General features: G+C 67.2%; 21 protein-coding genes. 15 read left to right on the forward strand and 6 right to left on the reverse strand.

Annotation, left to right across the window (positions count from 1 at the left end; all coding sequences use genetic code 11):
- Nucleotides 1–145 precede the first annotated feature (145 nt).
- Entirely contained in the window at nt 146–1,000 is an 855-nt protein-coding gene (locus A5694_RS04460) for an SDR family oxidoreductase (protein ID WP_064920637.1), read from the forward strand.
- Nucleotides 1,001–1,012: 12 nt separating this feature from the next.
- Here A5694_RS04460 and A5694_RS04465 read toward each other — a convergent pair whose 3' ends face one another.
- The gene (locus A5694_RS04465) at nt 1,013–1,648 is read right to left on the reverse strand and encodes a glycoside hydrolase (RefSeq protein ID WP_082952503.1); all 636 of its coding nucleotides are present in this window, start codon (nt 1,646–1,648) and stop codon (nt 1,013–1,015) included.
- A 198-nt stretch (nt 1,649–1,846) separates the two neighbouring features.
- Between A5694_RS04465 and A5694_RS04470 the strand changes: the two genes are divergently transcribed.
- The 14 genes from A5694_RS04470 (at nt 1,847) to A5694_RS04535 (ending at nt 18,709) form a co-directional block, all read left to right on the forward strand.
- Nucleotides 1,847–2,182, forward strand: coding sequence for a DUF732 domain-containing protein (locus tag A5694_RS04470; RefSeq protein WP_064920639.1), 336 nt, complete (start codon nt 1,847–1,849; stop codon nt 2,180–2,182).
- Nucleotides 2,182–2,841, forward strand: a complete 660-nt coding sequence (locus tag A5694_RS04475; protein WP_064920640.1) for a class I SAM-dependent methyltransferase — start codon at nt 2,182–2,184, stop codon at nt 2,839–2,841. The genes A5694_RS04470 and A5694_RS04475 overlap by 1 nt, the downstream gene beginning before the upstream one ends.
- Before the next feature lie 83 nt (nt 2,842–2,924).
- Nucleotides 2,925–5,726 carry an aconitate hydratase gene (locus A5694_RS04480; RefSeq protein WP_064920641.1) on the forward strand — a complete coding sequence of 934 codons (2,802 nt, stop codon included), beginning with the start codon at nt 2,925–2,927 and terminating at the stop codon, nt 5,724–5,726.
- Between the two features lie 136 nt (nt 5,727–5,862).
- On the forward strand, nt 5,863–6,165 hold the full coding sequence (locus A5694_RS04485) for an urease subunit gamma (RefSeq protein ID WP_064920642.1): 303 nt from the start codon (nt 5,863–5,865) through the stop codon (nt 6,163–6,165).
- Nucleotides 6,166–6,226: 61 nt separating this feature from the next.
- Nucleotides 6,227–6,817 (forward strand): urease subunit beta, encoded by a 591-nt coding sequence (gene ureB, locus A5694_RS24475; protein ID WP_234786338.1) that lies wholly within the window; start codon nt 6,227–6,229, stop codon nt 6,815–6,817.
- Entirely contained in the window at nt 6,810–8,519 is a 1,710-nt protein-coding gene (locus tag A5694_RS04495) for an urease subunit alpha (protein WP_064920643.1), read from the forward strand. Before ureB ends, A5694_RS04495 begins: the two co-directional genes overlap by 8 nt.
- Before the next feature lies 1 nt (nt 8,520).
- On the forward strand, nt 8,521–9,195 hold the full coding sequence (locus tag A5694_RS04500) for an urease accessory protein UreF (RefSeq protein ID WP_064920644.1): 675 nt from the start codon (nt 8,521–8,523) through the stop codon (nt 9,193–9,195).
- Nucleotides 9,196–9,211: 16 nt separating this feature from the next.
- On the forward strand, nt 9,212–10,042 hold the full coding sequence (locus A5694_RS04505; RefSeq protein ID WP_064920645.1) for an urease accessory protein UreD: 831 nt from the start codon (nt 9,212–9,214) through the stop codon (nt 10,040–10,042).
- The gene (gene ureG / locus A5694_RS04510) at nt 10,005–10,733 is read left to right on the forward strand and encodes an urease accessory protein UreG (protein ID WP_064920646.1); all 729 of its coding nucleotides are present in this window, start codon (nt 10,005–10,007) and stop codon (nt 10,731–10,733) included. The genes A5694_RS04505 and ureG overlap by 38 nt, the downstream gene beginning before the upstream one ends.
- 184 nt (nt 10,734–10,917) lie before the next feature.
- Entirely contained in the window at nt 10,918–14,631 is a 3,714-nt protein-coding gene (locus A5694_RS04515; protein ID WP_064920647.1) for a nitrate reductase subunit alpha, read from the forward strand.
- A complete protein-coding gene (gene narH, locus A5694_RS04520; protein ID WP_064920648.1) occupies nt 14,628–16,274 on the forward strand; it encodes a nitrate reductase subunit beta in 1,647 nt (548 codons plus the stop codon). Before A5694_RS04515 ends, narH begins: the two co-directional genes overlap by 4 nt.
- Nucleotides 16,271–16,918 (forward strand): nitrate reductase molybdenum cofactor assembly chaperone, encoded by a 648-nt coding sequence (narJ, locus tag A5694_RS04525; RefSeq protein WP_064920649.1) that lies wholly within the window; start codon nt 16,271–16,273, stop codon nt 16,916–16,918. The genes narH and narJ overlap by 4 nt, the downstream gene beginning before the upstream one ends.
- Complete coding sequence (narI, locus tag A5694_RS04530) at nt 16,906–17,652, forward strand: respiratory nitrate reductase subunit gamma (RefSeq protein ID WP_234787901.1); 747 nt, start codon at nt 16,906–16,908, stop codon at nt 17,650–17,652. The genes narJ and narI overlap by 13 nt, the downstream gene beginning before the upstream one ends.
- Nucleotides 17,639–18,709: a tellurite resistance/C4-dicarboxylate transporter family protein gene (locus A5694_RS04535; RefSeq protein ID WP_419179696.1), complete on the forward strand. Its 1,071-nt coding sequence runs from the start codon at nt 17,639–17,641 to the stop codon at nt 18,707–18,709. Before narI ends, A5694_RS04535 begins: the two co-directional genes overlap by 14 nt.
- On the opposite strand, the gene A5694_RS04540 is transcribed toward A5694_RS04535, so the two are convergent.
- Genes A5694_RS04540 through A5694_RS04560 form a run of 5 tightly spaced genes read right to left on the reverse strand, consistent with a single transcriptional unit; the run spans nt 18,706 to nt 24,330 of the window.
- A complete protein-coding gene (locus A5694_RS04540; RefSeq protein WP_064920651.1) occupies nt 18,706–20,175 on the reverse strand; it encodes an HNH endonuclease signature motif containing protein in 1,470 nt (489 codons plus the stop codon). The two genes, A5694_RS04535 and A5694_RS04540, sit on opposite strands and share 4 nt — an antisense overlap.
- A 45-nt stretch (nt 20,176–20,220) precedes the next feature.
- Nucleotides 20,221–21,291, reverse strand: a complete 1,071-nt coding sequence (locus A5694_RS04545) for an ABC transporter ATP-binding protein (RefSeq protein ID WP_064920652.1) — start codon at nt 21,289–21,291, stop codon at nt 20,221–20,223.
- A gap of 2 nt (nt 21,292–21,293) precedes the next feature.
- Nucleotides 21,294–22,133 (reverse strand): carbohydrate ABC transporter permease, encoded by an 840-nt coding sequence (locus A5694_RS04550; protein ID WP_064920653.1) that lies wholly within the window; start codon nt 22,131–22,133, stop codon nt 21,294–21,296.
- On the reverse strand, nt 22,130–23,014 hold the full coding sequence (locus A5694_RS04555; RefSeq protein WP_064920654.1) for a carbohydrate ABC transporter permease: 885 nt from the start codon (nt 23,012–23,014) through the stop codon (nt 22,130–22,132). The genes A5694_RS04550 and A5694_RS04555 overlap by 4 nt, the downstream gene beginning before the upstream one ends.
- Nucleotides 23,011–24,330 (reverse strand): ABC transporter substrate-binding protein, encoded by a 1,320-nt coding sequence (locus A5694_RS04560; protein WP_064920655.1) that lies wholly within the window; start codon nt 24,328–24,330, stop codon nt 23,011–23,013. Before A5694_RS04560 ends, A5694_RS04555 begins: the two co-directional genes overlap by 4 nt.
- Between the last annotated feature and the right edge of the window lie 3 nt (nt 24,331–24,333).

Raw genomic sequence — 24,333 nt, forward strand, 5'->3', positions numbered from 1 at the left:
GAAGGCTCCGCTCGCCGGTCGCAGGTGATGAGCAGTAGCTTGTGCGTGAGCGCCGCCGCGCCGACCAAGGCCTTTACAAATCGTCCTTAAACTGTCACGCTTTCGGCCGGATCACCAGGGCAGGACGAACAGGAGAGACAACACCATGACGGGCAGTGACTTCTCCGGCCGCACCATGGTGGTGTCCGGCGGCAGCCGGGGCATCGGCTTGGCGATCGGACTCGGCGCGGCGAGGCTGGGCGCCAACGTGGTGCTGCTGGCCAAGACCGCCGAACCCCACCCCCGGCTGCCGGGAACGGTGCACACCGCCGCCGCCGAGATCGAAGCCGCCGGCGGCAAAGCTCTGGCCGTGGTGGGCGACGTGCGCAGCGAAGACGACGTGCAGCGCGCCGTCGACGCCGCCGTGGACCGGTTCGGCGGCATCGACATCTGCGTGAACAACGCCAGCGCCATCGCCACCGAGCCGACTGAGCAGCTGTCGGCCAAGAAGTTCGATCTGATGCAGGACATCAACGTCCGCGGCACGTTCCTGTTGACCAAGGCCTGCCTGCCGCATCTGCGGAGGTCTGCCGCGGCGCACGTGCTGACGATCGCTCCCCCGCTCAACTTGAACCCGTACTGGCTGGGCCTCCACCCGTCCTACACGCTGTCCAAGTACGGCATGAGCCTGCTGACATTGGGTTGGGCCGCCGAGTACGCCGAGGCCGGAATCGCCTGCAACTGCCTGTGGCCGGAGACCTACATCGCGACGTCCGCGGTCGCCAACTCCCCCGCCGGCGGCCAGCTGCTGGAGCAGGCCCGCAGCCCGCAGATCATGGCGGACGCCGCCGTGGCGATTCTGCGACGCCCGGCCGCCGAGGCGAGCGGGCAGTGCTACATCGACGCCGACGTGCTGGCCCAGGCCGGCGTGACCGACCTGTCCGGCTACGGCGGTGGGCCTGCGCCGCTGATGGACTTCTTCGTCGACCGGCCGCAGGGCGGCGGCGCCGAGGCGCGCTGAGCCGGTTGCGGCTCAGCGCAGGTAGACCTCGCTGCCGCTGGGATAGCCGCCACCGGTGGTGGTGACGTGGACGTGGTCGTAGTGGCCATAACCGCCGCGCTGCGCTCCCCCGCCGGGTGTGTAGTAGACGCCGCGCCAGATGGCGTCCTGCAGGCCGAACCGGTCCGCGTTCTCCATCACGTAGGCCACGATCGAGTCGCCGAGCGCGATGCCCTCGGCGCTGCCGGGGTTGGGAATCATCACATCAAGCGCCAGCCCATTGGGGTGCCAGCGCAACGCGTCGGCACGTACGCCGCCGATCTGGTGGATCTGCGGAAAGGCGTCGCTGATGCTGCGGGCCGCCTGGATCGTCTTGACCTGAAGGCCTCGTTCCGGGGCGACCCCGGCGGGCAGGAAGCGCGAAACCACCCGCATTCGAGACGCCGCCGCGACCCCGGCGGGCGTGCCCTGCCGCAGGTAGTCGGCGGGCGCCGAGACCAGCTGCATTCCGCTTGGGGACTCGGCCTCAGCAACCACCGGTGCGGGTTCGGTGGGGACTGTGGGATTGGCGCTGCCGCCCACAGCAAAGAACACTGCCACTGGTGCGATGACTACGGCCATCAATGCCGATGACTTTCGGCGCTCGCTGGCTAACTCGTGTCGGCCCACGGGTAGATAGGATACGAGAAATCTGGCTAATAGTCACAAATTTATAAAGCTCAGGAAACATTTTAGAATCGCGTGCCGCAGCAGCTGCCGCCTTCGCCGCCGCCCGTGCACCGTTCGTGCAGATCAGCGGACCCTGGGTGGCGCAGCGCACAGCGGCAAAGGTAGACCACCTAAGCAGCTGGGTTTAGACTGCACCCCATGAAGTCGACGACCCTTGCCGCGGCGGTCATGGGCTTGGCGGTGGCCCTGGCGGCACCTGCGCAGGCCGACCCCGACATTGATTTCGCCAACGAACTGCACACCTACGGCATCTACGGCCCACGGGACTACAACGCCTGGCTGGGCAAGATCGTCTGCGAGCGCCTGGACAAGGGGGTGGACGGCGACGCCGCCAAGTCGGTCCGCTTCATCACCCCCAACCTGCAGAAGGGCACCACCCAGCCGCAGGCCTGGCAGTTCCTGGGCGCCTCGATCCACACCTACTGCCCGGACAAGCGGCCGGTGCTCGAGCAGGCCGCAGCCCAGCACGGCTGATGAACGTCAGCCAGCTCTGGCAGAGCCGGCTGTTCGCCCGGACCGTCGGCGCCTCCTACGCCCGCGCGATTGAACAGCCCGGGGCGGCTCGCGTCGCCGGTCGGCTGCTCTTCGGCACCGACGTCGACCGCATTTACCAGGCGATGAACATCGTCGCCGACCTGCCCGACGGCTCTGCGGTACTGGATGTGCCCTGCGGTGGCGGCATCACCATCGCCCGCCTCAAACCCGGCCAACGCGTCCGCTACGTCGCGATGGACATCTCGGCGGGCATGCTCGACTACGCCCGCCAGCGGCTGCGCCCCGAGCAGAGCGACACCGTCGAGTTCATCGAGGCGAGCATCGACGCGATCCCGTTCGCCGATGACGAGTTCGACCTCTGCGTGTGCTTCAACGGGTTGCACTGCCTGCCTGATCCGGCCGCCGCCATCCGCGAGATCGCCCGATGCCTCAAACCGGGCGGCCGGCTCGTCGGCGATTTCGCCACCCGGGGCCAGGTCCGCCGCGCTGACGCCTACATGGTGTTGATGCGGGCCAGCGGCACCTTCGGTCCCGGCGGCACACTGGACGACGCCCGACGGTGGTTCACCGAAGCCGGCCTGACCGTCGGCGAACTCGAATGTTCCGGTGCCATCACGCATTTCGCCGTTCACAAATAAGCGTCGTATTTGGGCCCTAGCCCCGCCGGTTCTACGGACTATCGTCGTTGGTATCCCGATCCGACCGGCGAGAGGGGCCGCTCATGGCCGCACACGACATTCTCGATAGCTTCGGAACCAAAGACCAGCTAGCCGTCGACGACACCACCTATCAGATCCGGCGGCTCGATCGCATCGACGGGTCAGCGCGACTGCCCTACAGTCTCAAAGTTCTGCTGGAAGACCTGCTGCGCAACGAAGACGGCCACCTGGTGACCGACGAACAGATCAGCGCGATGGCGGCATGGGATCCCAAGGCCGAGCACGGCCGGGAAATCGCCTACACCCCGGCGCGGGTGCTGATGCAGGACTTCACCGGGGTGCCGTGCGTCGTCGACCTGGTGGCGATGCGCGACGCGATCGCAGAGCTGGGCGGGCAGACCAAACGGATCAACCCGCTGTGCCCCACCGAGCTGGTGATCGATCACTCGGTGATCGCCGACGTCTTCGGCCGCACCGACGCGTTCGCGCTCAACGCCGAGCTGGAATTCGAGCGCAACGCCGAGCGCTACCAACTGCTGCGCTGGGGACAGCAGGCCTTCGACGACTTCTCGGTGGTGCCGCCCGACACCGGCATCTGTCACCAGGTCAACCTGGAATATCTGGCCCGGGTGGTGTTCACCCGCGATGGTGCGGACGGCCCGCTGGCCTATCCGGACACCCTGGTCGGCACCGACTCGCACACCCCGATGGTCAACGGCCTCGGGGTGCTGGGCTGGGGCGTCGGCGGGATCGAAGCCGAAGCCGCCATGCTGGGCCAGCCGATGAGCATGCTGATCCCCCAGGTGGTGGGCTTGAAACTCACCGGCGAACTGCAGCCTGGCACCACCGCCACCGACCTGGTGCTCACCGTCGCCGAGCTGCTGCGGCGCACCGGGGTGGTCGGTAAGTTCGTCGAGTTCTTCGGCCCCGGCGTGGCCAACGTCCCGCTGGCCAATCGGGCCACGATCGGCAACATGAGCCCCGAGTACGGGGCCACCTGCGCGATCTTCCCCGTCGACGGCGTCACCTTGGACTACCTGCGGCTGACCGGCCGATCCGAACACCGCATCAAGCTGGTGGAGGCCTACACCAAAGAGCAGGGCATGTGGCACGACCCGGACAACGAGCCGGCGTACTCCCAAGTGCTCGAACTGGATCTGGGCAGCGTGGTGCCGTCGATCGCCGGGCCGAAACGCCCGCAGGACCGCATCCCGCTGAAGCTGGCCCCGCAGACCGTCTGCGCACTGCTCGGCGGTGCCGAAACGACCGAACAGGCGCTGTCGGAGCTCGACGAGGCGTCCGCGGACTCCTTCCCGGCCAGCGACCCGATCGCTTTCGGTGACACCAGCAGTCCCCAGGGCCGGCCCCGCAAGCCGCACAGCGAATGCGTCGACGGCGACTGGCCGTCCGCCTCGGTCGCCGTCGAGCTGGCGGACGGCACCAGCACCGACATCAATACCGGCGACGTGGTGATCGCGGCCATCACCTCCTGCACCAACACCTCCAACCCCTCGGTGATGATCGGCGCGGCCCTGCTGGCCCGCAACGCCGTCGACAAGGGTCTGTCCCGCAAGCCCTGGGTGAAGACCACGCTGGCACCCGGGTCGCGGGTGGTCACCGACTACTACGACCGGGCCGGCCTGACCCCGTACCTGGACAAGCTCGGCTTCAACCTGGTCGGCTACGGCTGCACCACCTGCATCGGCAACTCCGGCCCGCTGATCCCGGAGGTGAGCACGGCCGTCGTCGACAACGACCTGACGGTGTGCTCGGTGCTGTCGGGCAACCGCAACTTCGAGGGCCGCATCCACCCCGAGGTGCGGATGAACTTTCTGGCCTCCCCACCACTGGTGGTCGCCTACGCGCTGGCCGGCACGCTGCGGGTCAACCTGCTGAGCGACCCGCTCGGCACCGGCAGCGACGGCGAGCCGGTGTATCTGCGTGACATCTGGCCGACCACCGAGGAGATCAGCGCCGTCGTCGACGAGAACCTGCAGGCCGAGATGTTCACCGCCAGCTACGCCGACGTCTTCACCGGCGACGAGCGCTGGCGCGGGATGAAGGTGCCGGAGGGTGACACCTTCTCCTGGGACCCGGACTCCACCTACGTACGCCAGCCGCCGTACTTCGACGGCATGACCCGCGAGCCGGAACCGGTCACCGATATCACCGGCGCCCGGGTGCTGGCCAAACTGGGCGACTCGGTCACCACCGATCACATCAGCCCGGCCGGGTCGATCCGGTATGACTCCCCGGCCGGAAAGTACCTGTCCGAACACGGCATTGAGCGCAAGGACTTCAACTCCTACGGTTCGCGGCGCGGCAACCACGAGGTGATGATCCGCGGCACGTTCGCCAATGTCCGGCTGCGCAATCAGTTGGCGCCCGACACCGAGGGCGGCTTCACCCGCGACTTCACCCAGCCGGACGCTCCGGTGTCGACCATCTACGACGCGTCGGTCAACTACCTCGAGGCCGGCGTCCCGTTGGTGATTCTGGCGGGCAAGGAATACGGATCCGGGTCGTCGCGCGACTGGGCCGCGAAGGGCACCGCGCTGCTCGGGGTGCGGGCGGTGCTGGCGGTCTCCTTTGAGCGGATCCACCGCTCCAACCTGATCGGGATGGGTGTGCTTCCACTGCAGTTCCCCGACGGCGCCGACGCCGACTCACTGGGCCTGACCGGTGAGGAGACCTTCGACATCACCGGGGTGACCGCACTGGCCGACAGCATCCCCGACACCGTGCACGTCAAAGCCGGCGACGTGGAGTTCGATGCCAAGGTGCGCATCGATACCCCCGGCGAAGCCGACTACTACCGGCACGGCGGCATCATGCAATACGTGCTGCGGCAGCTGCTCGACTGAAGCTGAAACCACTATCTGTGCAGCAGAAGTCGGCAGGCGGGTAAGCCGATGCCCTGCGTTTAACGCGCTCAACGGCCGGGTAGCCCCGCACCGTGGTGTGGCGTATAGGCGTTGGCGCCCGGCGAAAGGAGCGGCGATGTTCTTGACGCTCAAGGAACAGGAACGTCTACTGATCCACACCGCGGCGGAGGTGGCGCTCAAACGCCGCAAGCGCGGCCTCAAGCTCAACCTGCCCGAAGCCACCGCGGTGGTCACCCAGTTCGTGCTCGAAGGAGCCCGCGACGGCCGAACGAAAGCCGACCTACAAGATGCGGCGCGCAACGTCCTGAAACGCGAAGACGTGATGGACGGCATCGCCGAGATGCTGCAGAAGATCGACGTCGAAGCGACGTTCCCCGACGGCACCAAATTGGTGACCGTTCCCCAGCCCATTCATTGACGTCGCCGAACGCCTTAGTTGCCAACATGTTTCGGGACGGGACGCGACGAGAGCAGCTGCCATGAGCGGATTGACCGACAAGATCAGGGACACCCTCACCAACCGCATGCAGCGGGCCCAGAAAAGCTCGTGGCTGCCGGGCGCGGCCAGTCGGACGGTCGCCCGGACCCAACGCGTCCTGCAGCGCAATCCCCGGCTGGAGAAACTGGTTTCGGCAACGCAGCGCCACGTGCCCCCGCTGCGGCGCCGACGCTCCGGCTCCGGCAAGTCGATTCCGATGGGCACCGGCAAGGCGCCGATCGGAATGGTGCAGCCGGGCCCCACCTCGAGCATGAAACCCTCGGCGCCGGGTGCCATCATCTTCGGGGACGCCCCGGTGCCCATCAATCTCGGCTGCGAGATCACGACCGTGAAGGTCGTCAACACCGGGGACCGGCCGATCTCGGTCGGCTCGCATTTCCATTTCGCCGAGGCCAACCCCGCGCTGGAGTTCGACCGCAAGGCGGCCTGGGGTAAGCGGCAGAACATCATCTCCAGCGGCATGAGCCGCTTCGACCCCGGCGTGACCCAGGAGATCGAGCTCATTCCGTTCGGTGGCCGCCGAATCGCCGCCGGGTTCCGCGGCGAATGCAAAGGCCCGCTCGATGCCTGAAATCCCCCGCCAGCTGTACGCGATGATGCTGGGCCCCACCAAGGGCGATCAGCTGCGGCTGGCCGACACCGACCTGTTCATCGAGATCGAAGAGGACCACTGCGTCGGCGGCAACGAGATCGTGTTCGGCGGCGGCAAATCCGGGCGCGAATCCCAGGGCCAATCACATACTCCCCGCGCGCAGGGCACCCCCGACCTGGTGATCGCCAACGTAGTGATCCTCGATCACTGGGGAATCATCAAGGCGGACGTCGGAATTCGTGACGGCCGATTCACCGCGATCGGGAAGTCGGGGAACCCCGACGTGATGGACGGCGTTCACCCCGGCCTGGTCATCGGTCCCTCGACCGAGATCATGAACGGCACCGGAATGATCATGACGGCCGGCGCCATCGACACCCACGTGCACTTCGTCAACCCGCAGATGTGCGAGGTGGCACTGCAAGCCGGCATCACCACACTGGTCGGCGGCGGCAGTGGACCCACCGACGGGGGCAAAGCCACCCTGGCGACTCCGGGCTCGTGGTGGCTGGCCAGGATGCTGGAGGGCTTCGACCCCTGGCCGGTCAACGTGGCGTTTCTGGGACGCGGCACCACGATCAGCGAGGAAGCATTGTGGGAACAGTTGCGCGCCGGCGCCGCCGGGCTCAAGGTCCACGAGGACTGGGGGGCGACACCGGCGGTGATCGACACCGCCTTGCGGGTCGCCGACGAGGCCGGCGTGCAGGTTGCCATCCACAGCGACACCCTCAACGAGGCGGGCTTCGTCGAAGATCTTATGCGCACGGTCAAAGGCCGCAGCTTTCACAGCTACCACACCGAGGGCGCCGGCGGCGGCCATGCTCCCGACATCATCCGGATCGCCGGTGAGCCCAATGTGCTGCCGTCGTCGACCACACCGACCCGCCCGTTCACCGTCAACACCGTCGATGAGCAGCTCGACATGTGTTTGGTGGCCCACCAACTCAATCCCAAGGTTCCCGCGGAGCTGCAGTTCGCCGAGAGCCGGGTGCGGGCCGGCACCATCGCGGCCGAAGACATCTTGCAAGACATCGGCGCGATCTCGGCGATGTCGTCTGACGCGCAAGCGATGGGGCGCCTCGGCGAGACGGTGTTGCGTACCTGGCAGACCGCCCACGCGATGAAGCAACTGCGCGGTCCGCTGACCTCGGACGAGCGCGCCGACAACGAGCGCGCCCGGCGCTATGTCGCCAAAACCACGATCTGCCCGGCGATCATCCACGGCCTCGACGACGAAATCGGATCCATTGCCGTCGGCAAACTGGCCGACTTCGTGCTGTGGTCGCCGGCCATGTTCGGGGTCAAGCCGACCGCGGTGTTCAAAGGGGGCATGGGCGCGCTGGCGTTGCTCGGTGACCCCAGCGCGGCGGTGCCCACCCCCGAGCCGGTGTTGCCGCGGCTGGGTTACAACACCTTCACCCGCGCCGCAGCGGCCACCAGCGTCGCGTTCGTCGCGCCCGCCGCCCTCGACGACGGGCTGGCCGACCGGCTCAACGTCGAACGCAGGCTCGTGCCGGTCAAGAACATGCGCGGACGCAGCAAAGCCGACCTGCCCCACAATGATGCGCTGCCGACCATCGACGTCAACCCCGACACCTTCGAGGTCCGCATCGACGGGCAGGTGGCCAATCATCCACCCCTGACCGAGCTGCCCATGACCCAGCGTTACTTCCTTTACTGACATGCCAACCACGCCCGCTGTGCTGCTGCTGCTCACCGACGGGCGGCTACCGGCCGGCGGTTACGCGCACTCCGGCGGCGTCGAGGCATCGGTTCAGGCGGGACGCGTACATGACCGAGCCAGCCTGGAGAACTTCCTGCGCGGACGGGCCGCCACCTCGGGTGCCGTCGCGGCCGCATTCGCCGCCGCGGCCTGCAGCGCGGCCACCGCGGACAACATCCCGCGACTTGCCGGCCTGGAAGCCGAACTCGATGCCCGGATGCCCTCACCGGCGCTGCGCAGCGTCTCGCGTGCCCTGGGCCGTCAACTGCAGCGGGCGATGCGCACCATCCGGCCGGCCCCCCAGCTCGATGCGCTGGGCCGACACCCGCACCAGCCGATCGCCATGGGGGTGGTCGCCGCCGTCTTCGACCTCGATGCGCGAGAGGCGGCCACGGCGACGCTGTATGACAGCGTGGCTGGGCCGGCCGCCGCCGCGGTCCGGTTGATCAGCCTCGATCCGCTCGAAGTCCATGCCGTGCTGGCAGATCTGCTGGCCGACCTCGATGCCCTGGCCGCCACCGCTGCCGGTCACGCCGACACCCCGGCGCCGGACTTGCCGGCGCACACCGCCCCGTTGCTCGATATCGCCGCTGAACATCACGTCCGGCAGGAGGCGCGGCTATTTGCTTCCTGAACCGCAACCCGGCGAGATGCGCGCCTACGCACGGCTGGCCACCGAAGCCACGATCGGCGGCGACGGACAGTGGATCAGCCACGTCAGCGCCCTGCGCGCCCAGGCTTCGATCGTCCCGCGCATCACCGGGCCCAAGGAACCGCAGCCGTGGGCGGATCGGCTACCCGCGCCGGTCCGGGTGAGTGTGGCCGCGGGCGCCGCCGGACCGGTGGGTGGCGACGAAACCCACTTCGACATCGATGTGGGAGCCAACAGCTCCCTGGTCCTCACCGACATCTCCGCCACCGTGCTGCTGCCGGGCGCGCAGGGGCGCTGCTCCCGCAGTTCGGTACGGGTCCGGGTGGCACACGGCGCCACCCTGGTCTGGCTGGCCGAGCCGTTGATCGCCGCGGCAAACTGCAACCACCTCAACGAGGTGCAGGTCGACCTGGCCGACACCGCCCGGTTGCTGCTGCGTGAAGAGCTGGTACTGGGCCGCCACGGCGAACAACCGGGCACCATCTTCCAGCGGCTGCGGATCCGGCGCGCCGGACAGCCGCTCTACCGCCAGGACCTGCATATCGGGGCCGACGCCCCGGGCTGGAACAGTGCGGCGGTCGCCGCCGACCACCGGGCCGTGGGCTCGGTGCTGGTGGTGGATCCGCAACGGGATTGGACGACGCAGCGCAGTGCCACGCTGTGCCCGTCGGCCGCGCTGCTGCCGCTGGCCGGCCCGGCGGCGCTGGTCTGCGCGCTTGCCGACGACAGCCTCGCGTTGCGCCGGTCGCTGACCGCGGGCCTCGACGACCTCGGGACTCCGTGGCAATCCGATGAAGTCCCACTCGAGAAGGAGCCGCACAGTGCCTGACGCCCAACCAATCCACCCCGACTCGCGTGCGCTACGGCTGGGAGTAGCCGGGCCGGTGGGCACCGGCAAGAGCTCCCTGATCGCCACGGTGTGCCGCAACTTGTCCGGCGTCTACCGCTTCGGTGTCGTCACCAATGACATCTACACCGACGAGGATGCGCGTTTTCTGCGGGCGCAAGGAATTCTGCCCGCCGAGCGGATCCGCGCCGTGGAAACCGGCGCCTGCCCGCACACCGCGATCCGCGACGACATCACGATGAATCTGCTTGCCGTCGAAGACCTCGAACGCGATTTCGCTCCGCTCGACATCGTTTTGATCGAAAGCGGCGGCGACAACCTCACCGCCACCTTCTCCCCCGGCCTCGTCGACGCCCAGATCTTCGTCCTCGATGTCGCCGGCGGCGGAGACGTCGCACGCAAAGGCGGACCCGGAATCGCGCGCGCGGACCTGCTGGTGATCAACAAGATCGACCTCGGGGCCTACGTCGAAGTCGATGTGCGGCAGATGATTGCCGATGCCCGGGCCGCCCGCGCCGGCGCCCCCGTCCTGGCCCTGTCGCGCAACGACCAGCGCACCGTCGACGCGCTGTGCCAGTGGGTGCGCACCTTGCACGCCGCCTACCGCCGCGGCGGCCACATCCCGGTCGACCCGGGTCCGATGGCACCGCACAGCCATGACCACGAGACATAGTGGCTTCGGCTGTTCGGCGCTCGCGAAGAAAACGGTACGAAGCGACTCGATCTGCGTTTTCGGATCGGCTCCGGTGGTATACCGGGACGCAGTGCTGCTCTCGCTGGGATGGTGCTGACCCCAACGTCGAGGCCGGGCGAAATCTGATCCACGGTGAGATCCGCGACGAACGGAGGCCGGGGCGATGACGGCAAGCACACCACAGGCGTCGTTGGCGCCGCTGCTACCGGGCGGCGAGCCGATCGAATCGCTGCTGCGCCGCGCACAATTCTTCACCCCCGGCACCCCGACACCGGATCACCGCGAGGTACATCGCCGGGGCGGGCGCGGCGCCGAGGAGTTCTATCGGCAGCGCTGGCGGCACGGCAAGGTGGTGCGCTCCACCCACGGGGTCAACTGCACCGGTTCGTGCTCGTGGAAGATCTACGTCAAAGAGGGCATCATCGCCTGGGAAACCCAGGCGGTCGATTACCCGTCGGTGGGACCGGACAGCCCCGAGTACGAGCCGCGCGGATGCCCGCGGGGCGCATCGTTTTCCTGGTACACCTATTCGCCGGCCCGAGTCCGTTACCCCTACATCCGGGAGCCGCTGCTGGCGATGTGGCGGGAGGCGCGCCACCGGCTCGGTGACCCGGTGGCCGCCTGGGCGGAGATCACCGGCGATCCCGAGCGTGCAGCCCGCTACAAGTCGGCCCGCGGTCAGGGCGGCTTCCTGCGGGCGTCCTGGGCCGAAGTCAGCGAGCTGATCGCCGCCGCACATGTGCACACGATCTCCGAATACGGCCCGGATCGGGTGGTGGGGTTCTCCCCCATCCCGGCGATGTCGCAGGTTTCCTACGCCGCGGGGACCCGGTTTCTGTCGATGATCGGCGGCACCATCCTGTCGTTCTACGACTGGTACGCCGACATGCCGATCGCCTCACCGCAGGTTTACGGCGATCAGACCGATGTCCCGGAATCGGGTGACTGGTGGAATGCCGCCTATCTGATCATCTGGGGCACCAACCTGCCGATCACCCGTACCCCGGACGCGCATTTCATGACCGAGGCGCGCTACCGCGGCCAGAAGGTGGTGGTGGTCAGCCCCGACTACTCCGACCACACCAAGTTCGCCGACGACTGGCTGGCGTGCGCCCCCGGCACCGATGGCGCGCTGGCGATGGCGATGGGGCACGTGGTGCTCTCCGAGTTCTTCCGGGACCGGCAGGTGCCCTACTTCCAGTCCTACGTGAAGACCTACACCGACCTGCCGTTCCTGGTCACCCTGCGGCAACGCGAGGACGCTTACGTCCCCGACCGTTTCTTGACCGCCGCCGACCTCGGCCGCGATGTTGAGCACGCCGCCCACCGCACCGTGCTGCTGGACTCGGCCACCGGGGAACCCGTCGTGCCCAACGGCACGGTGGCCGACCACTTCAGCGAATCCGGCAAGGGCAGCTGGAACCTCGACCTCGGCGAGGTGGATCCAGTGCTGACGCTGTACGGCCGTGATGGCACCGAATCGGCCCGGATCGACCTGCCGCGCTTCGATATCGGCGCCACCGAGGGCGGGTCGGCGATCCGGCGCGGTGTTCCGGTGCTGCGTATCGGCGAGCATTTGGTGACGACGGTCTTCGATCTGCTCATGGCCCACTATGCGGTGCGCCGCGACGGCCTGCCCGGACAATGGCCGACCGGCTACGACGATGCAGCTCAACCCAATACGCCGGCCTGGCAGGAAGCGATCACCTCGGTGCCGGCTGCCGCCGCGGCCCGGGTGGCGCGGGAGTTCGCCCGCAGCGCCGAACTGTCCCACGGCCGGTCGATGATCGCGATGGGCGCCGGCACCAACCACTGGTTTCACTCCGACCAGATCTACCGCACGTTTTTCACGTTGACCATGCTGTGCGGTTGTCAGGGCGTCAACGGGGGCGGCTGGGCGCACTACGTCGGGCAGGAAAAGGTGCGACCGCTGACTGGGTGGCAGCAAGTCGCATTCGCCTTGGACTGGCAACGGCCGACCCGGCAGATGACCGGCACGTCGTTCTTCTACCTGCACACCGACCAATGGCGTTACGAGCAATTCGGCGCCGACGAGCTGTCCTCACCGTTGGGCCCCGGCCTGTTTCGCGGCCGGGCGATGGCCGACGCGCTGGCGCAGGCGACGCGACTGGGTTGGACACCGTCGCACCCGATGTTCGATCGGAACCCGTTGAGTCTGGCTGCCTCCGCCGCGCAGGAGGGCAAGAGCGTCGCCGACTACGTGGTCGACGAGGTGACGGCCGGGCGGCTGCGTTTCGCCGGAGAGGACCCGGACAACCCGGTGAACTTCCCGCGGGTGCTGACCGTGTGGCGGGCCAACCTGCTGGGTTCCTCGGGCAAGGGCATGGAGTATTTCATGAAACACCTTCTCGGTGCCCAGAATGCGGTGCGTGCCGAGGAGACCCCGGAGGCGTTGCGACCGTCGGAGGTGCGCTGGCGCGACACCGCACCGACCGCCAAGCTGGACTTGGCCGTCACCCTTGATTTCCGGATGACCAGCACCTGCACCTACTCCGATATCGTGTTGCCGGCGGCGACTTGGTATGAGAAGTACGACATCTCCACCACCGACATGCATCCGTTCGTGCATTCGTTCAACCCGGCCATTGCCCCGCCGTGGGAAGCCCGCACCGACTTCGATACTTTCGCCACGATCGCCCGCGCCTTCTCCCGGTTAGCCAGCGAGCATCTGGGCACCCGCACCGATGTGATCGCCGCACCGTTGATGCATGATTCGGCGGACGAGCTGGCGCAACCCGGCGGGGTCGTGGCCGACTGGACCCGGGGTGAGAGCGACCCGATACCCGGGGTGACGATGCCCCGACTGATCACCGTCGAACGGGACTACACCGCCGTGGCAGCCAAAATGGCCGCGCTCGGCCCGCTGGTGGAGACGGTCGGCACCGGGGTCAAAGGCATCTCGTGGAAGCCGACCACCGCGGTCGACTGGCTGGGCCGGCAGAACGGAATCGTGCACGGCGGCCCCGGGGACGGCCGACCGTCGCTGGGTCGCGACATCCATATGGCCGAGGCCATTCTGGCGCTGTCGGGCACCACCAATGGCGAGGTGGCGATGCAGGGCTGGCAGGCACTGGAGGAACGTACCGGAATGCTGTTGGCGGACTTGGCTGCGGAGCGCTCCGGTGAGCAGATCACCTTCGACGACACCCAGACCCAGCCCCGCTCGGTGATCACCTCACCCGAATGGTCCGGCAGCGAGACCGGTGGCCGGCGCTACTCGCCGTTCGTGGTCAACGTCGAGCGAAAGAAGCCCTGGCACACCCTCACCGGTCGGATGCATTTCTTTCTCGACCACGATTGGATCGCCGAATACGGAGAATGGCTGCCGGTCTACCGCCCACCGCTGAACTACCTGCGCCACTTCGGTGAGCAGGGCATGCGTGCCCAGGGCCGCCGCGAGATCACGGTGCGTTATCTCACGCCGCATTCGAAGTGGTCGATCCACTCCGAATACCAGGACAACCTGCACATGCTGCGGCTGTTCCGCGGCGGGCCGGTGATCTGGATGAGCCCGCAGGATGCAGCGAAAATCGATGTGGCCGACAATGATTGGATTGAGGCGTTCAACCGCAACGGCGTGGTGGCCTGCCGGGCGGTGGTCACTCATCGGATGCCGGAAGGCACCGTGTTCATGTACCACGCCATGGACCGGCACCTGATGACGCCGAAGACCGAGGTGTCGGACTACCACGGCGGCGGTGACAACTCGCTGACCCGGCTGGTGATCAAACCGACCCACATGATCGGCGGTTATGCGCAGCAGTCGTTCGGGTTCAACTATCACGGCCCGACCGGGAACCAGCGTGACGAGATCACCGTCATCCGCCGCCGCGCCCAGGAGGTGCAATACCAATGAGGGTGATGGCCAACGTGTCGATGGTGATGAACCTCGACAAGTGCATCGGTTGCCACACCTGCACGGTCACCTGCAAGCAGGTGTGGACCAACCGTCCCGGCACCGAGTACGTCTACTTCAACAACGTCGAGACCAAGCCGGGCATCGGCTACCCGAAACGCTATGAGGACCAGAACCAATGGCACGGCGGCTGGACGTTGGACCGCAAAGGCCGGCTGCAGCTTCGGGCCGGTGGCCGGCTGCGCAAGCTGTTGTCGATCTTCTACAACCCGGACCTGCCGAGCATCGACGACTACGGCGACCCCTGGACCTATGACTATCAGACCGTCATCGACGCACCGCTGGGCACACCGAACCCCACAGCGCATTCCATCTCCGCGCTGACCGGCCGTGACATGAAAGTGAAGTGGGGCAGCAACTTCGACGATGATCTCGCCGGCGCTCCCGAGCTGGCTCCGGGCGACCCCGACCTCGCGGGCCTGGAAGAACAGGTGAAGATGGAGTTCGAAGAGGTCTTCATGTTCTACCTGCCGCGGATCTGCGAGCACTGCCTCAACCCGTCATGTGTCGCCTCCTGTCCCTCCGGGGCGATGTACAAACGCGCCGAAGACGGCATCGTGCTGGTCGATCAGGACAGGTGCCGAGGCTGGCGGTTCTGTGTGTCAGGCTGCCCGTACAAGAAGGTCTACTTCAACCACCGCACCGGCAAGGCCGAGAAATGCACCTTCTGCTATCCCCGCATCGAACAAGCACTGCCCACCATCTGCTCGGAGACCTGCGTGGGCCGGCTGCGTTACCTCGGGTTGTTCCTCTACGACGCCGACAAGCTGCTCGACGCCGCGGCCGTCCCGGATGTGCAGGACCTCTACGAAGCCCAGCTCGGGGTGTTTCTGGACCCACACGATCCCGACGTGCAGGCCGCCGCCGAACGCGACGGTATCCCGCACGACTGGATCGAGGCAGCCAAACGCTCACCGTGCTACGAGCTGGCCGTACGCCACCGGGTGGCGCTGCCGTTGCACCCGGAATACCGTACGCTGCCGATGGTTTGGTACATCCCGCCACTGTCACCGGTCGCCGACGTGGTGAGCGCCCAAGGCTACGACGTCGACAACCCGGACAAGGTGTTCGCCACCATCGACGCGCTGCGCATTCCGGTTGAATACCTGGCCAACCTGTTCACCGCGGGCGATGCCGACGTGGTGCGCACGGTGCTGCGAAAGCTCGCCGCGGTGCGGGCCATCCAGCGGGCAGGCCAGCTTGGTCTGTCCATCGACACCGACTTGCCGGCCAGCGTGAGGGCGACCGCTGACGATCTCGACGATCTGTACCGGCTGCTGGCGATCGCCAAATATGAAGAGCGCTACGTTATCCCGCCCGCGCACGCCGAGGAGGCGGGCCGGTTGATGGGCCAGCACGAGCAGTTGTTCTGCAGCCTGGACACCGACGGCGGCCCGGGCATGGGCGGTATGGGCCCGACCGGCCCGCACGGCATCGGGGCCTACCATCCGCCGCATTCCGATTCCGATTCCGCGGCGAACACCCCCAAACATGCCGGCCGCCCGGCGGGCCGGCTCAACCTGCTCAACTGGAATGGCCGGGACGCTGCACCCGGAATGTTCCCGGAACCGGGTTCGGCGTGAATACCGCGACCGCGAAACTGGCATCGGTGCTGCTGCAGTATCCGACCGAAGCGCTCTTCGACGGGCTGCCCGAACTGGAACGGTTCGCGGCGACCGCCGGTCCCAAGGCGGCCCGGGAGTCCTTCGGGACGTTCTTGAACTGGCTGGGCGCCACACCCGCAACCGACGTCGCCGCGCACTACGTTGCGACATTCGACCTGCGTCGACGGTGCGCGCTCTACCTGACCTACTACCGCTACGGCGACACCCGTAAGCGGGGTATGGCGATGGTGGTGTTCAAGGCTGCCTACCGCGACGCCGGCTTCGTGGTCTGCGATCACGACCTGCCCGACTTCCTGCCGATCGTCTTGGATTTCGCCGCGCTGTGCCCGAAGGGTGAGCGGCTGTTGGCGAACCATCGCAGTGACCTGGAGCTGTTGCGTCGCGCCCTGGTCAAAGCCGAGTCGCCCTACGCCGACGTCATCGCCGCGGTCACCGCCGCCTTGCCGAAACTCGGTAAGCGCGAGCTGGGGCGGGTTCAGGCGGCCTGGAAGGCAGGACCCCCAGCCGAAGAGGTGGGTTTGGAGCCGTTCGCTCCTCCGGATTACCTGTCTGGCTACGGAACCGGCTCCGACGCCCTGGGAGGTGCGCAATGCCACAGATAACCCCCTGGCAGCTGATCTTGTGGGTGATCCTGCCGTATGTGGCGATCGCCGTCTTCATCGTCGGGCACATCTGGCGCTGGCGCTATGACCAGTTCGGTTGGACGAGCCGCTCCACCCAGTTACAGGAGCGGCGGCTGCTCAAATGGGGTGCCCCGCTGTTCCACTACGCCACTTTCGCCGCGATCGCCGGCCACGTCATGGGAATCCTGATTCCCAAGTCGTTCACCGATTGGCTCGGTATCCATGAGACCTGGTACCAAGATTTCTCGGCCATCGGCGGGTCGGCCGCGGCGATCGGAGTGCTGATCGGTGGCGGGGTGCTGTTGCTGCGGCGCACCGCGGTGCCGAGAGTGCGCGCCACCACCAGCGCGGTGGACTATCTGACGCTGATCCTGCTGGGCATCATCGTGCTGCTTGGCATCTATCTGACCTTGGGCATCCAGAACACCTCGCACTACGAATACCGCAACACGGTCGGTGTCTGGTTTCGTAGCCTGTTCGCCATGGACCCGAACGTCACGGCGATCGCGAGCGCGCCGCTGATGTATCAGGTGCACGCCATCGCGGCGTGGGCGATCTTCTTCGTCTGGCCGTTCAGCCGCCTGGTTCATGCCTGGAGCTATCCGCTGTGGTACCTGTGGCGGCCCTACATCGTGGTGCGTAGCCGGGTTGCGACCCGACCCAAGGAGCCGGGAACCGGCGGAAAGTGGCGGAAAATCGGTGTCCCGTATTGATACTCAACTGACCGTGGGAGGTGCTGGCGGCACCCGGGAGGCGGTTCGCACCCTCAACCCCGGCTACTTCGCGCTGGTGATGGCCAGTGGCATGGTGTCGATGGCGATGTACCACCAGCAGGCCTACCGGTTGTCGGTGCTGCTGCTGTGGGTGACCGTGCTGTCCTACCTGGTGCTGGTGACGGTGTCGGCGGTACGAATCATCGCCTTTCCCCACGCGTTCCGGGCCGACCTGTCCGATTCCGGCCGCGCCTTCGGGCTGTTCACGTTCGTCTCGGCCACCAACGTGCTAGGGGCCCGCCTCGTCATCGACGGGCATACGAGGGTGGCGGCCGGGCTGCTGATAGTCAGCTCGCTGGCGTGGCTGGTGCTCGGCTATCTCATTCCGTGGACCGCGGTGCTGGGCACCTCGGAGCGCCCGGTGGTGCGACGGGCCAACGGCACCTGGTTCATCTGGGTGGTGGCCAGCCAGTCCGTCGCGGTGCTGGCCGCGGTGCTCGAGGTCGACATCGACGGTCCGTGGCGCCAGAGTTTGGCGCTGCTCGCGGTGGTGTCCTGGTCGATCGGGGTGTTCCTCTACGGCGCCGCGGGGGTCTTCGTGGCGTTGCGGTTGCTGCTCTACCCACTGCTGCCCGAGGAACTCATTCCGCAGTACTGGGTGGGGATGGGCGCCAGCGCGATCACCGTGTTGGCCGGCGCCCGGATCGTCGAGATGGCCGAGGCTCCGATGGTCACCGCGACCCGTGGTCTGATCGCCGGAACGTCGGTGCTGTTCTGGGCGTTCGGCACCTGGCTGATCCCGCCGTTGATCGCCGCCGGGGTGTGGCGGCATGTGGTGCACCGGATCTCACTGCGCTATGAGGCGCCGTGGTGGAGCGTGATCTTCCCACTGGGCATGTACGGGGTGGGCAGCCACTACCTGGGGCAGGCCGACCACCTGCCGATCGTCTACTACATCGGCTCGGTGCAGAGCTGGATCGCGCTGGCCGCATGGACGATCACGTTCGTCCTCATGCTGCATCACCTGGTGGTGACCCTCGGGCCCGGGGCGCGCTAGAAGGGTGGTGGATCGTTGCAGGCCGCGAGTGCGCGTCGGTGGGCCGCTTCGGCGGCTTCGGCGGCGAGGCGGGCCTCAGTCCGGTTGCGCTCGCACTGCCTGCGCGTTGCTCGATCCTGCGCCCGGGTGCGCTTGCGGGTCGGCATCATCAACCCGCGGTCGCCGACCGGTGACCATACCGGCAGCTCCAGTTCCCCAGTGGGAATGGCCAGCTGGGGGAAGTACAGGGCGCCTCCGGGTTTGGTGACGTAAGTGTGCCCGGTCGGGGCGATCCAGGTGACGGTTCCATCCGGCTCCTGCCGATCACGCCAGCCGTTCTCACCAGTCCAGAACGTCTTCAAAAGGTGGTGCGGACGGCACAGCAGTTTGAGGTTCGATGCGTGCGTCGGTCCGAGCGGATACGGCACCGTGTGGTCGATGTCGGCGCACTCTGCCGGGCGCCCGCAGCCGGGAAACCGGCATGTCACATCCCTACAGCGCACGAAGTCCGCCAGCGCCGTCGACGGACGATACCCCGGCTCCGGCGGCGCATCCTTCGGGTGACGAACCGTGCGCACCTTGGCCGACTTGGCGACCTCGCGCAGCGCCTCCGCCGATATGCCGCCGAACCCGGGGACGTAACCAGGTGCCTCGGAGCTCCCGTCGAGGGTGGCCTGTTCGGCCATGACGTGGATCATCACCGCACCCACGGGCGCATCGCCGGTGGCGGCGGGGCACTCCGGCGAGCCGCATTCACACGCCATCGTGGCGGCGCCCGCGGTGAGCGCCCGCAAGGCGTCGGCCCGCCGCTCGCCTTTGGTGCGCGGATCGGCTTTGCACACGGTCGCGGCCAGTTCGCTGAGCCGCTGATCGAACGCCAACGCGTCGGGGGTGCGCACGTCGCCGAAGATCTCGGCCAAACCCGAATGCTGCGGCATCACACCGATGTGGCGAGATCGTTCGAAGGTGCGCGCTTCGCGCACCGCAGCTGGTTCGAGGACCTGCACCCAGTAGTCGACGGCTTCGACGATGCGGCTGCGCGACCAGGTGCCCCACCGGGCGGCGTTGCGCTCCAACCACCGGTCCATCCGCGGGATGGCATCCGGATCCATCATCAACTCGGTGCGATGCACCACCGCCGCGACCACCTGGTAGTCCACCAGACCTGCCGCAAACAGCGCCGCGAGCTTGGGCAGCCGCTCCGCGAGAGCCAGACCGATCCGCAACTGCCCCGCCGCACGCCCACGACTGATGCCCTGGGCCGCCGCCACCTCGGCGGCCACTGCTTCCCAACCATCGATGGCCCAGATCTCGCGACGCGCGACCTCCTGTTCGGCCAACCGCCGGTGATATAACTCCGCCCCCGCGGCAAACACCCGCGCCAGGAACGCCGCCTGCAGACGCGCCGCGGCCTGCATGGCATCGACCAAGCCCGCGTCATCACACTCGCGGATCCCCGCCAGCGACGGAAGCTTGATATCGAACATATGTTCGAATATACACCGTTTTGCCGAGATATGCAGCGGGCTGCGCTACCCGAGCCGCATGCCGTCCACACTGAAGAAGTGCACGTGCTCAGGGTCGGGGCGCAACCGCAGGCGCTCACCGCGCCGCACGGAGTTGTCGCCCCCAACCCGGGCGGTAACGGGCCGGCGCGAGGTTGCCCCTGATTCGATGATTCCGCCGTACACGTAGGCGTCAGCGCCGAGTTCCTCGACCAGATCCACCTCGACGTCGAAACCGCCGTCACTGAGCACGAGATGCTCTGGCCGCACGCCGATCACCAGTTCAGCTGGGCTCGAGGCGATTTCGCGCGGCACCGTCACGGTATAGCCGCCCAACGTCACCGCTCCATCGATCACCGGCACGGTGAACAGGTTCATCGCCGGTGAGCCGATGAACCCGGCGACGAACACGTTGGCCGGGGTGCGGTAGAGCTCGCGTGGCGGCGCACACTGTTGCAGCACCCCGTCGCGCAACACCGCCACCCGGTCGCCCATCGTCATCGCCTCCACCTGGTCGTGGGTGACATAGACGGTGGTGATGCCCAACCGGCGTTGCAGTTCGGCGATTTGATTGCGGGTCTGCACCCGCAGCATGGCATCCAAATTCGACAGCGGCTCGTCCATCAAGAACACCTGCGGGCGACGCACGATCGCCCGGCCCATCGCCACCCGCTGACGCTCACCCCCGGACAGATCCTTGGGCTTGCGACCCAGGTGCGCTTCCAAGCCCAGCAGCCGAGCGGTCTCGGTCACCCGGGTGCGGATCTCGGCTTTCGGCGTCTTGGCGACCTTGAGGGCGAAACCCAGGTTCTGCGCCACCGTCATGTGCGGGTATAGCGCATAGTTCTGGAACACCATGGCGATATCGCGGGCGCCGGGGTCGGTCGCGGTGACATCAGTATTGCCGATGCAGATCCGGCCCGCATCAACCGGTTCCAAGCCGGCCAGCATCCGCAGCGTGGTCGTCTTGCCGCAGCCGGACGGCCCTACCAGCACCATGAACTCGCCGTCCTCGACGGCCAGGTTCAAGGCGTCCAGCGCGGGGCGGTCGGCACCGGGATAGCGCCGGGTCACCGAATCGAACGTCACCGAAGCCATGGCTAGCGTCCACCGAATCCGGTGGCGGCGATGCCGCTGATGAAGGCGCGTTGGGCCACCGCGTAAATCAGGATCAGCGGCGCCAGCATCAGCATGGACGCCGCCATCAGCACCGGCCACTCGGCGACGTACTCCCCCTGCATCCACACCAGTCCGAGGGTAAGGGTGGCGATGCTCTTGCGTTGGATCATCAACAGCGGCCACAAAAAATCGTTCCAGACGTTGATCCAAGTCAGTACCGCGAGCACCATCACCGCCGGTTTGGCGTGCGGCAACAGAATCCGCCAATAGACCTGCCACGGCGAGCATCCGTCCAGAATGGCCGCCTCCTCTAAGTCGATGGGTAGCGTCGCGAAGAACTGCCGCATCAGATAGGTGCCGAAGGCACTGCCGAACAGCCCCGGGATGATCATCGCCCACATGGTGTCGGTCCACCCGAACACCCGCATCAAGATGAACTGCGGAATCACGGTGACCGTCAACGGCACCATCAGCGTGGCCAGGTACAGCACGAACAGCGTGTCGCGTCCGGTGAACGGGAGCCGGGCAAACGCGTAGCCGGCCAGCGAGCAGAAGAACACCTGCCCTGCGGTCACAGCGCCGGCATAGAGAACGGTGTTGAACAACATCCGCCAGAACGGCATTCGGGCGAACACGTCGAGGTAGTTCGACCACTGGGGGTGCGCGGGTAACAGCATCGGCTGGCTGATCTCGGCTTGGCGTTTCAGTGATCCCGACAGCGCCCACAGGATGGGGAACAGTGCGCATGCGGCGACGCCGGCCAGGCCGGCGTAGACGCCGAGCAAGCGCGCGATACGGTACCGCGATGCTGGGCGTGTCATTGGTCTACCGCGTTTCGCCGGGATAACCGCAGTTGGATGATCGTCAATGTCAGCAGCACCGCGAACATCACCCACGCTAGCGCCGACGCGTAACCGAAGTCCAAAAAGGCGAACGCCTGTTGAAACAGCATGATCGCCAACACGTAGGTGCCGGTCTCGGGGCCGCCGCTGCTTCCGGTGAGGACGTAAACCAGATCAAATGCCTGAAACGCGTTGATGACTGAGATCACCACCACAAACCACACGGCGCCGCGGATCATCGGCACCGTGATGGACACGAAGCGCCGAAACTCGCCGGCGCCGTCGATGCGGGCCGCCTCGTACAGCGACTCCGGCACACCTTGCATGGCTGCCAACAGAATGACCGTCGCGAACGGCACGCTCTTCCAGACGCTGACCAGACACAGCGACGCCATCGCCCAGTGCGGCTCGGTCAGCCACGGCACCGGCGCGATGCCGAACCAGCCGAGCATGATGTTGAGCAACCCGCTGTCGGTGTTGAACACGAACTGCCACACCACCGCGATCACCACCGAGGACACCGCCAGCGGAAGGAAGGCGATCGCCCGGAACAGCCCGATGCCGGTGATCTTGCGGTTCAACAAGCCCGCCACCGCCAAACTGATCACCACCGTCGGGAGCACGGTGCCGACGGTGAACACCGCCGTGTTGCGGACGGCGATACCGAACAGCGGATCGTCGGTGAGTAGGTCGCGGAAGTTGACCGCGCCGACGAACTCCGGCGGGCTGAACAGGTCCCAGTGCTGGACGCTCATGTAGAGCGAAAACGCGAGCGGGAACGCCATGAACACCGCGACCGCCGCCAGGTTCGGGGCGATGAACCAGCGTCCCGCCCGTGCGCGCCTGCGTGTCGGGTTCATGCGGTGGCCAAGACCTCGTCGATCTGGGGTGACAGCTCGGTCTTCAGACTCGCCGCGGGCAGTTTCCCGCGCAGCACCGGCCCGATGGCCCGGTCCATCAGGGCGTGCACCTTCTGCCACTCCGGTGAGATCGGGAGTCCCTCGGCGTGGGCCGGCCCGCCGGTGAGCACCGCCAGATTGCCGATACCGGTGTGGGCGGCGGCGAACCCGGGTGCGGCGATCGCCGAACGCAGCACCGGAACGAAGAGGCCGGACTCCCCGATCAGCGCCTGTCCCGCCGGCCCGGCAGCGAATTTGACGAACTCCCAAGCCTGTTCCCGGCGGCGGCTGGCCGCGGCGATCGCCAGGCCGGTGCTACCGATCGCTGAGCGGGCAGCCATCCCCTTGGCGGCCGCAGCCGGCCCGGTGGGCAAGACCGCCACGTCGAAGTCGAGCCCCTCGGCCTGCGCGAACGTCTGGTAGCGCCAGTGGCCGCCGAGCGCCATCGCCGCCTGGCCCGCGGTGAACAGGCCCATGGTGGATATCGCCTGGGTGTCGGATGCGGCGGGGGCCACTCGGTGCCGGTTGGACAGGTCGGCGTAGAACTGGATGCCGTCGAGGAAGTCGCCGTCGTCGAAGTTGAGGTGGGTAGGGTTGAGCCGCGGTACGGCCCACGGCGTGCCGTTGTTCATCCCGAACAGGGCCGCGGTGTAGGGCGGTGACCAGGTGTCGACGAACCCCCACTGGGTAGTCCGGCCGTTGGGTGCGCGGCGGGTCAACGCGGTTGCGGTGTCTAGGAATTCGTCGAACGTCCAGGGCTGGTCCCAGCGTCCGGGCGGTGGCGGCACACCGGCTTCGGCGAAGAGCCGGGTGTTGTAGAACAAGAACGCCCCCGACCACTGCTCCGGGAAGGCGTACTGGCCACCGCTGAAGCCGAAGGTTTCATACAGCGCCGGGATGCTCTCGGCGCGCAAGGCCGCGGCGAACTCCCGGTCGGCGTCCAACAGCGGATTGAGGTCTGCCAGCACGCCCCGGTCGGCCAGTCCCGCATAGTTGAACTCCCAAGCCATCAGCACATCGGGGCATCGGCCGCCGGCGCAGAAGGTCGAGATCTGCTGCGTGGGGTCTCCCCCGGCCAGCACGGTGCGCACCCGGATGCCAGGATGCCGGCGCTCGAATGCCTTCACGATGCCCATCCTGGTGTCGGCCTCTTCCGGGTTGGCCGCGAAGAAAAAGGTCAGTGCGTCGTCGTCGGCGCTGCACGCCGCCGGGACGGGCGCCAGGGCGGCGGCGGCGCCGACGAGGCCGGCACCGCGCAGAAACGTGCGCCGCTGCAAGGC

The organism is Mycolicibacter sinensis, from assembly GCF_001667945.1.
Taxonomy (GTDB): domain Bacteria; phylum Actinomycetota; class Actinomycetes; order Mycobacteriales; family Mycobacteriaceae; genus Mycobacterium; species Mycobacterium sinense_B.

What these genes read in the sequence shown, in the direction of transcription:
- A5694_RS04460 (WP_064920637.1), top strand. Translation starts at nt 146, where the DNA reads ATGACGGGCAGTGACTTCTCCGGCCGCACCATGGTGGTGTCCGGCGGC.
- A5694_RS04470 (WP_064920639.1), top strand. Translation starts at nt 1,847, where the DNA reads ATGAAGTCGACGACCCTTGCCGCGGCGGTCATGGGCTTGGCGGTGGCC.
- A5694_RS04475 (WP_064920640.1), top strand. Translation starts at nt 2,182, where the DNA reads ATGAACGTCAGCCAGCTCTGGCAGAGCCGGCTGTTCGCCCGGACCGTC.
- A5694_RS04480 (WP_064920641.1), top strand. Translation starts at nt 2,925, where the DNA reads ATGGCCGCACACGACATTCTCGATAGCTTCGGAACCAAAGACCAGCTA.
- A5694_RS04485 (WP_064920642.1), top strand. Translation starts at nt 5,863, where the DNA reads ATGTTCTTGACGCTCAAGGAACAGGAACGTCTACTGATCCACACCGCG.
- ureB (WP_234786338.1), top strand. Translation starts at nt 6,227, where the DNA reads ATGAGCGGATTGACCGACAAGATCAGGGACACCCTCACCAACCGCATG.
- A5694_RS04495 (WP_064920643.1), top strand. Translation starts at nt 6,810, where the DNA reads ATGCCTGAAATCCCCCGCCAGCTGTACGCGATGATGCTGGGCCCCACC.
- A5694_RS04500 (WP_064920644.1), top strand. Translation starts at nt 8,521, where the DNA reads ATGCCAACCACGCCCGCTGTGCTGCTGCTGCTCACCGACGGGCGGCTA.
- A5694_RS04505 (WP_064920645.1), top strand. Translation starts at nt 9,212, where the DNA reads ATGCGCGCCTACGCACGGCTGGCCACCGAAGCCACGATCGGCGGCGAC.
- ureG (WP_064920646.1), top strand. Translation starts at nt 10,005, where the DNA reads ATGAAGTCCCACTCGAGAAGGAGCCGCACAGTGCCTGACGCCCAACCA.
- A5694_RS04515 (WP_064920647.1), top strand. Translation starts at nt 10,918, where the DNA reads ATGACGGCAAGCACACCACAGGCGTCGTTGGCGCCGCTGCTACCGGGC.
- narH (WP_064920648.1), top strand. Translation starts at nt 14,628, where the DNA reads ATGAGGGTGATGGCCAACGTGTCGATGGTGATGAACCTCGACAAGTGC.
- narI (WP_234787901.1), top strand. Translation starts at nt 16,906, where the DNA reads ATGCCACAGATAACCCCCTGGCAGCTGATCTTGTGGGTGATCCTGCCG.
- A5694_RS04540 (WP_064920651.1), bottom strand. Translation starts at nt 20,175, where the DNA reads ATGTTCGATATCAAGCTTCCGTCGCTGGCGGGGATCCGCGAGTGTGAT.
- A5694_RS04545 (WP_064920652.1), bottom strand. Translation starts at nt 21,291, where the DNA reads ATGGCTTCGGTGACGTTCGATTCGGTGACCCGGCGCTATCCCGGTGCC.
- A5694_RS04550 (WP_064920653.1), bottom strand. Translation starts at nt 22,133, where the DNA reads ATGACACGCCCAGCATCGCGGTACCGTATCGCGCGCTTGCTCGGCGTC.
- A5694_RS04555 (WP_064920654.1), bottom strand. Translation starts at nt 23,014, where the DNA reads ATGAACCCGACACGCAGGCGCGCACGGGCGGGACGCTGGTTCATCGCC.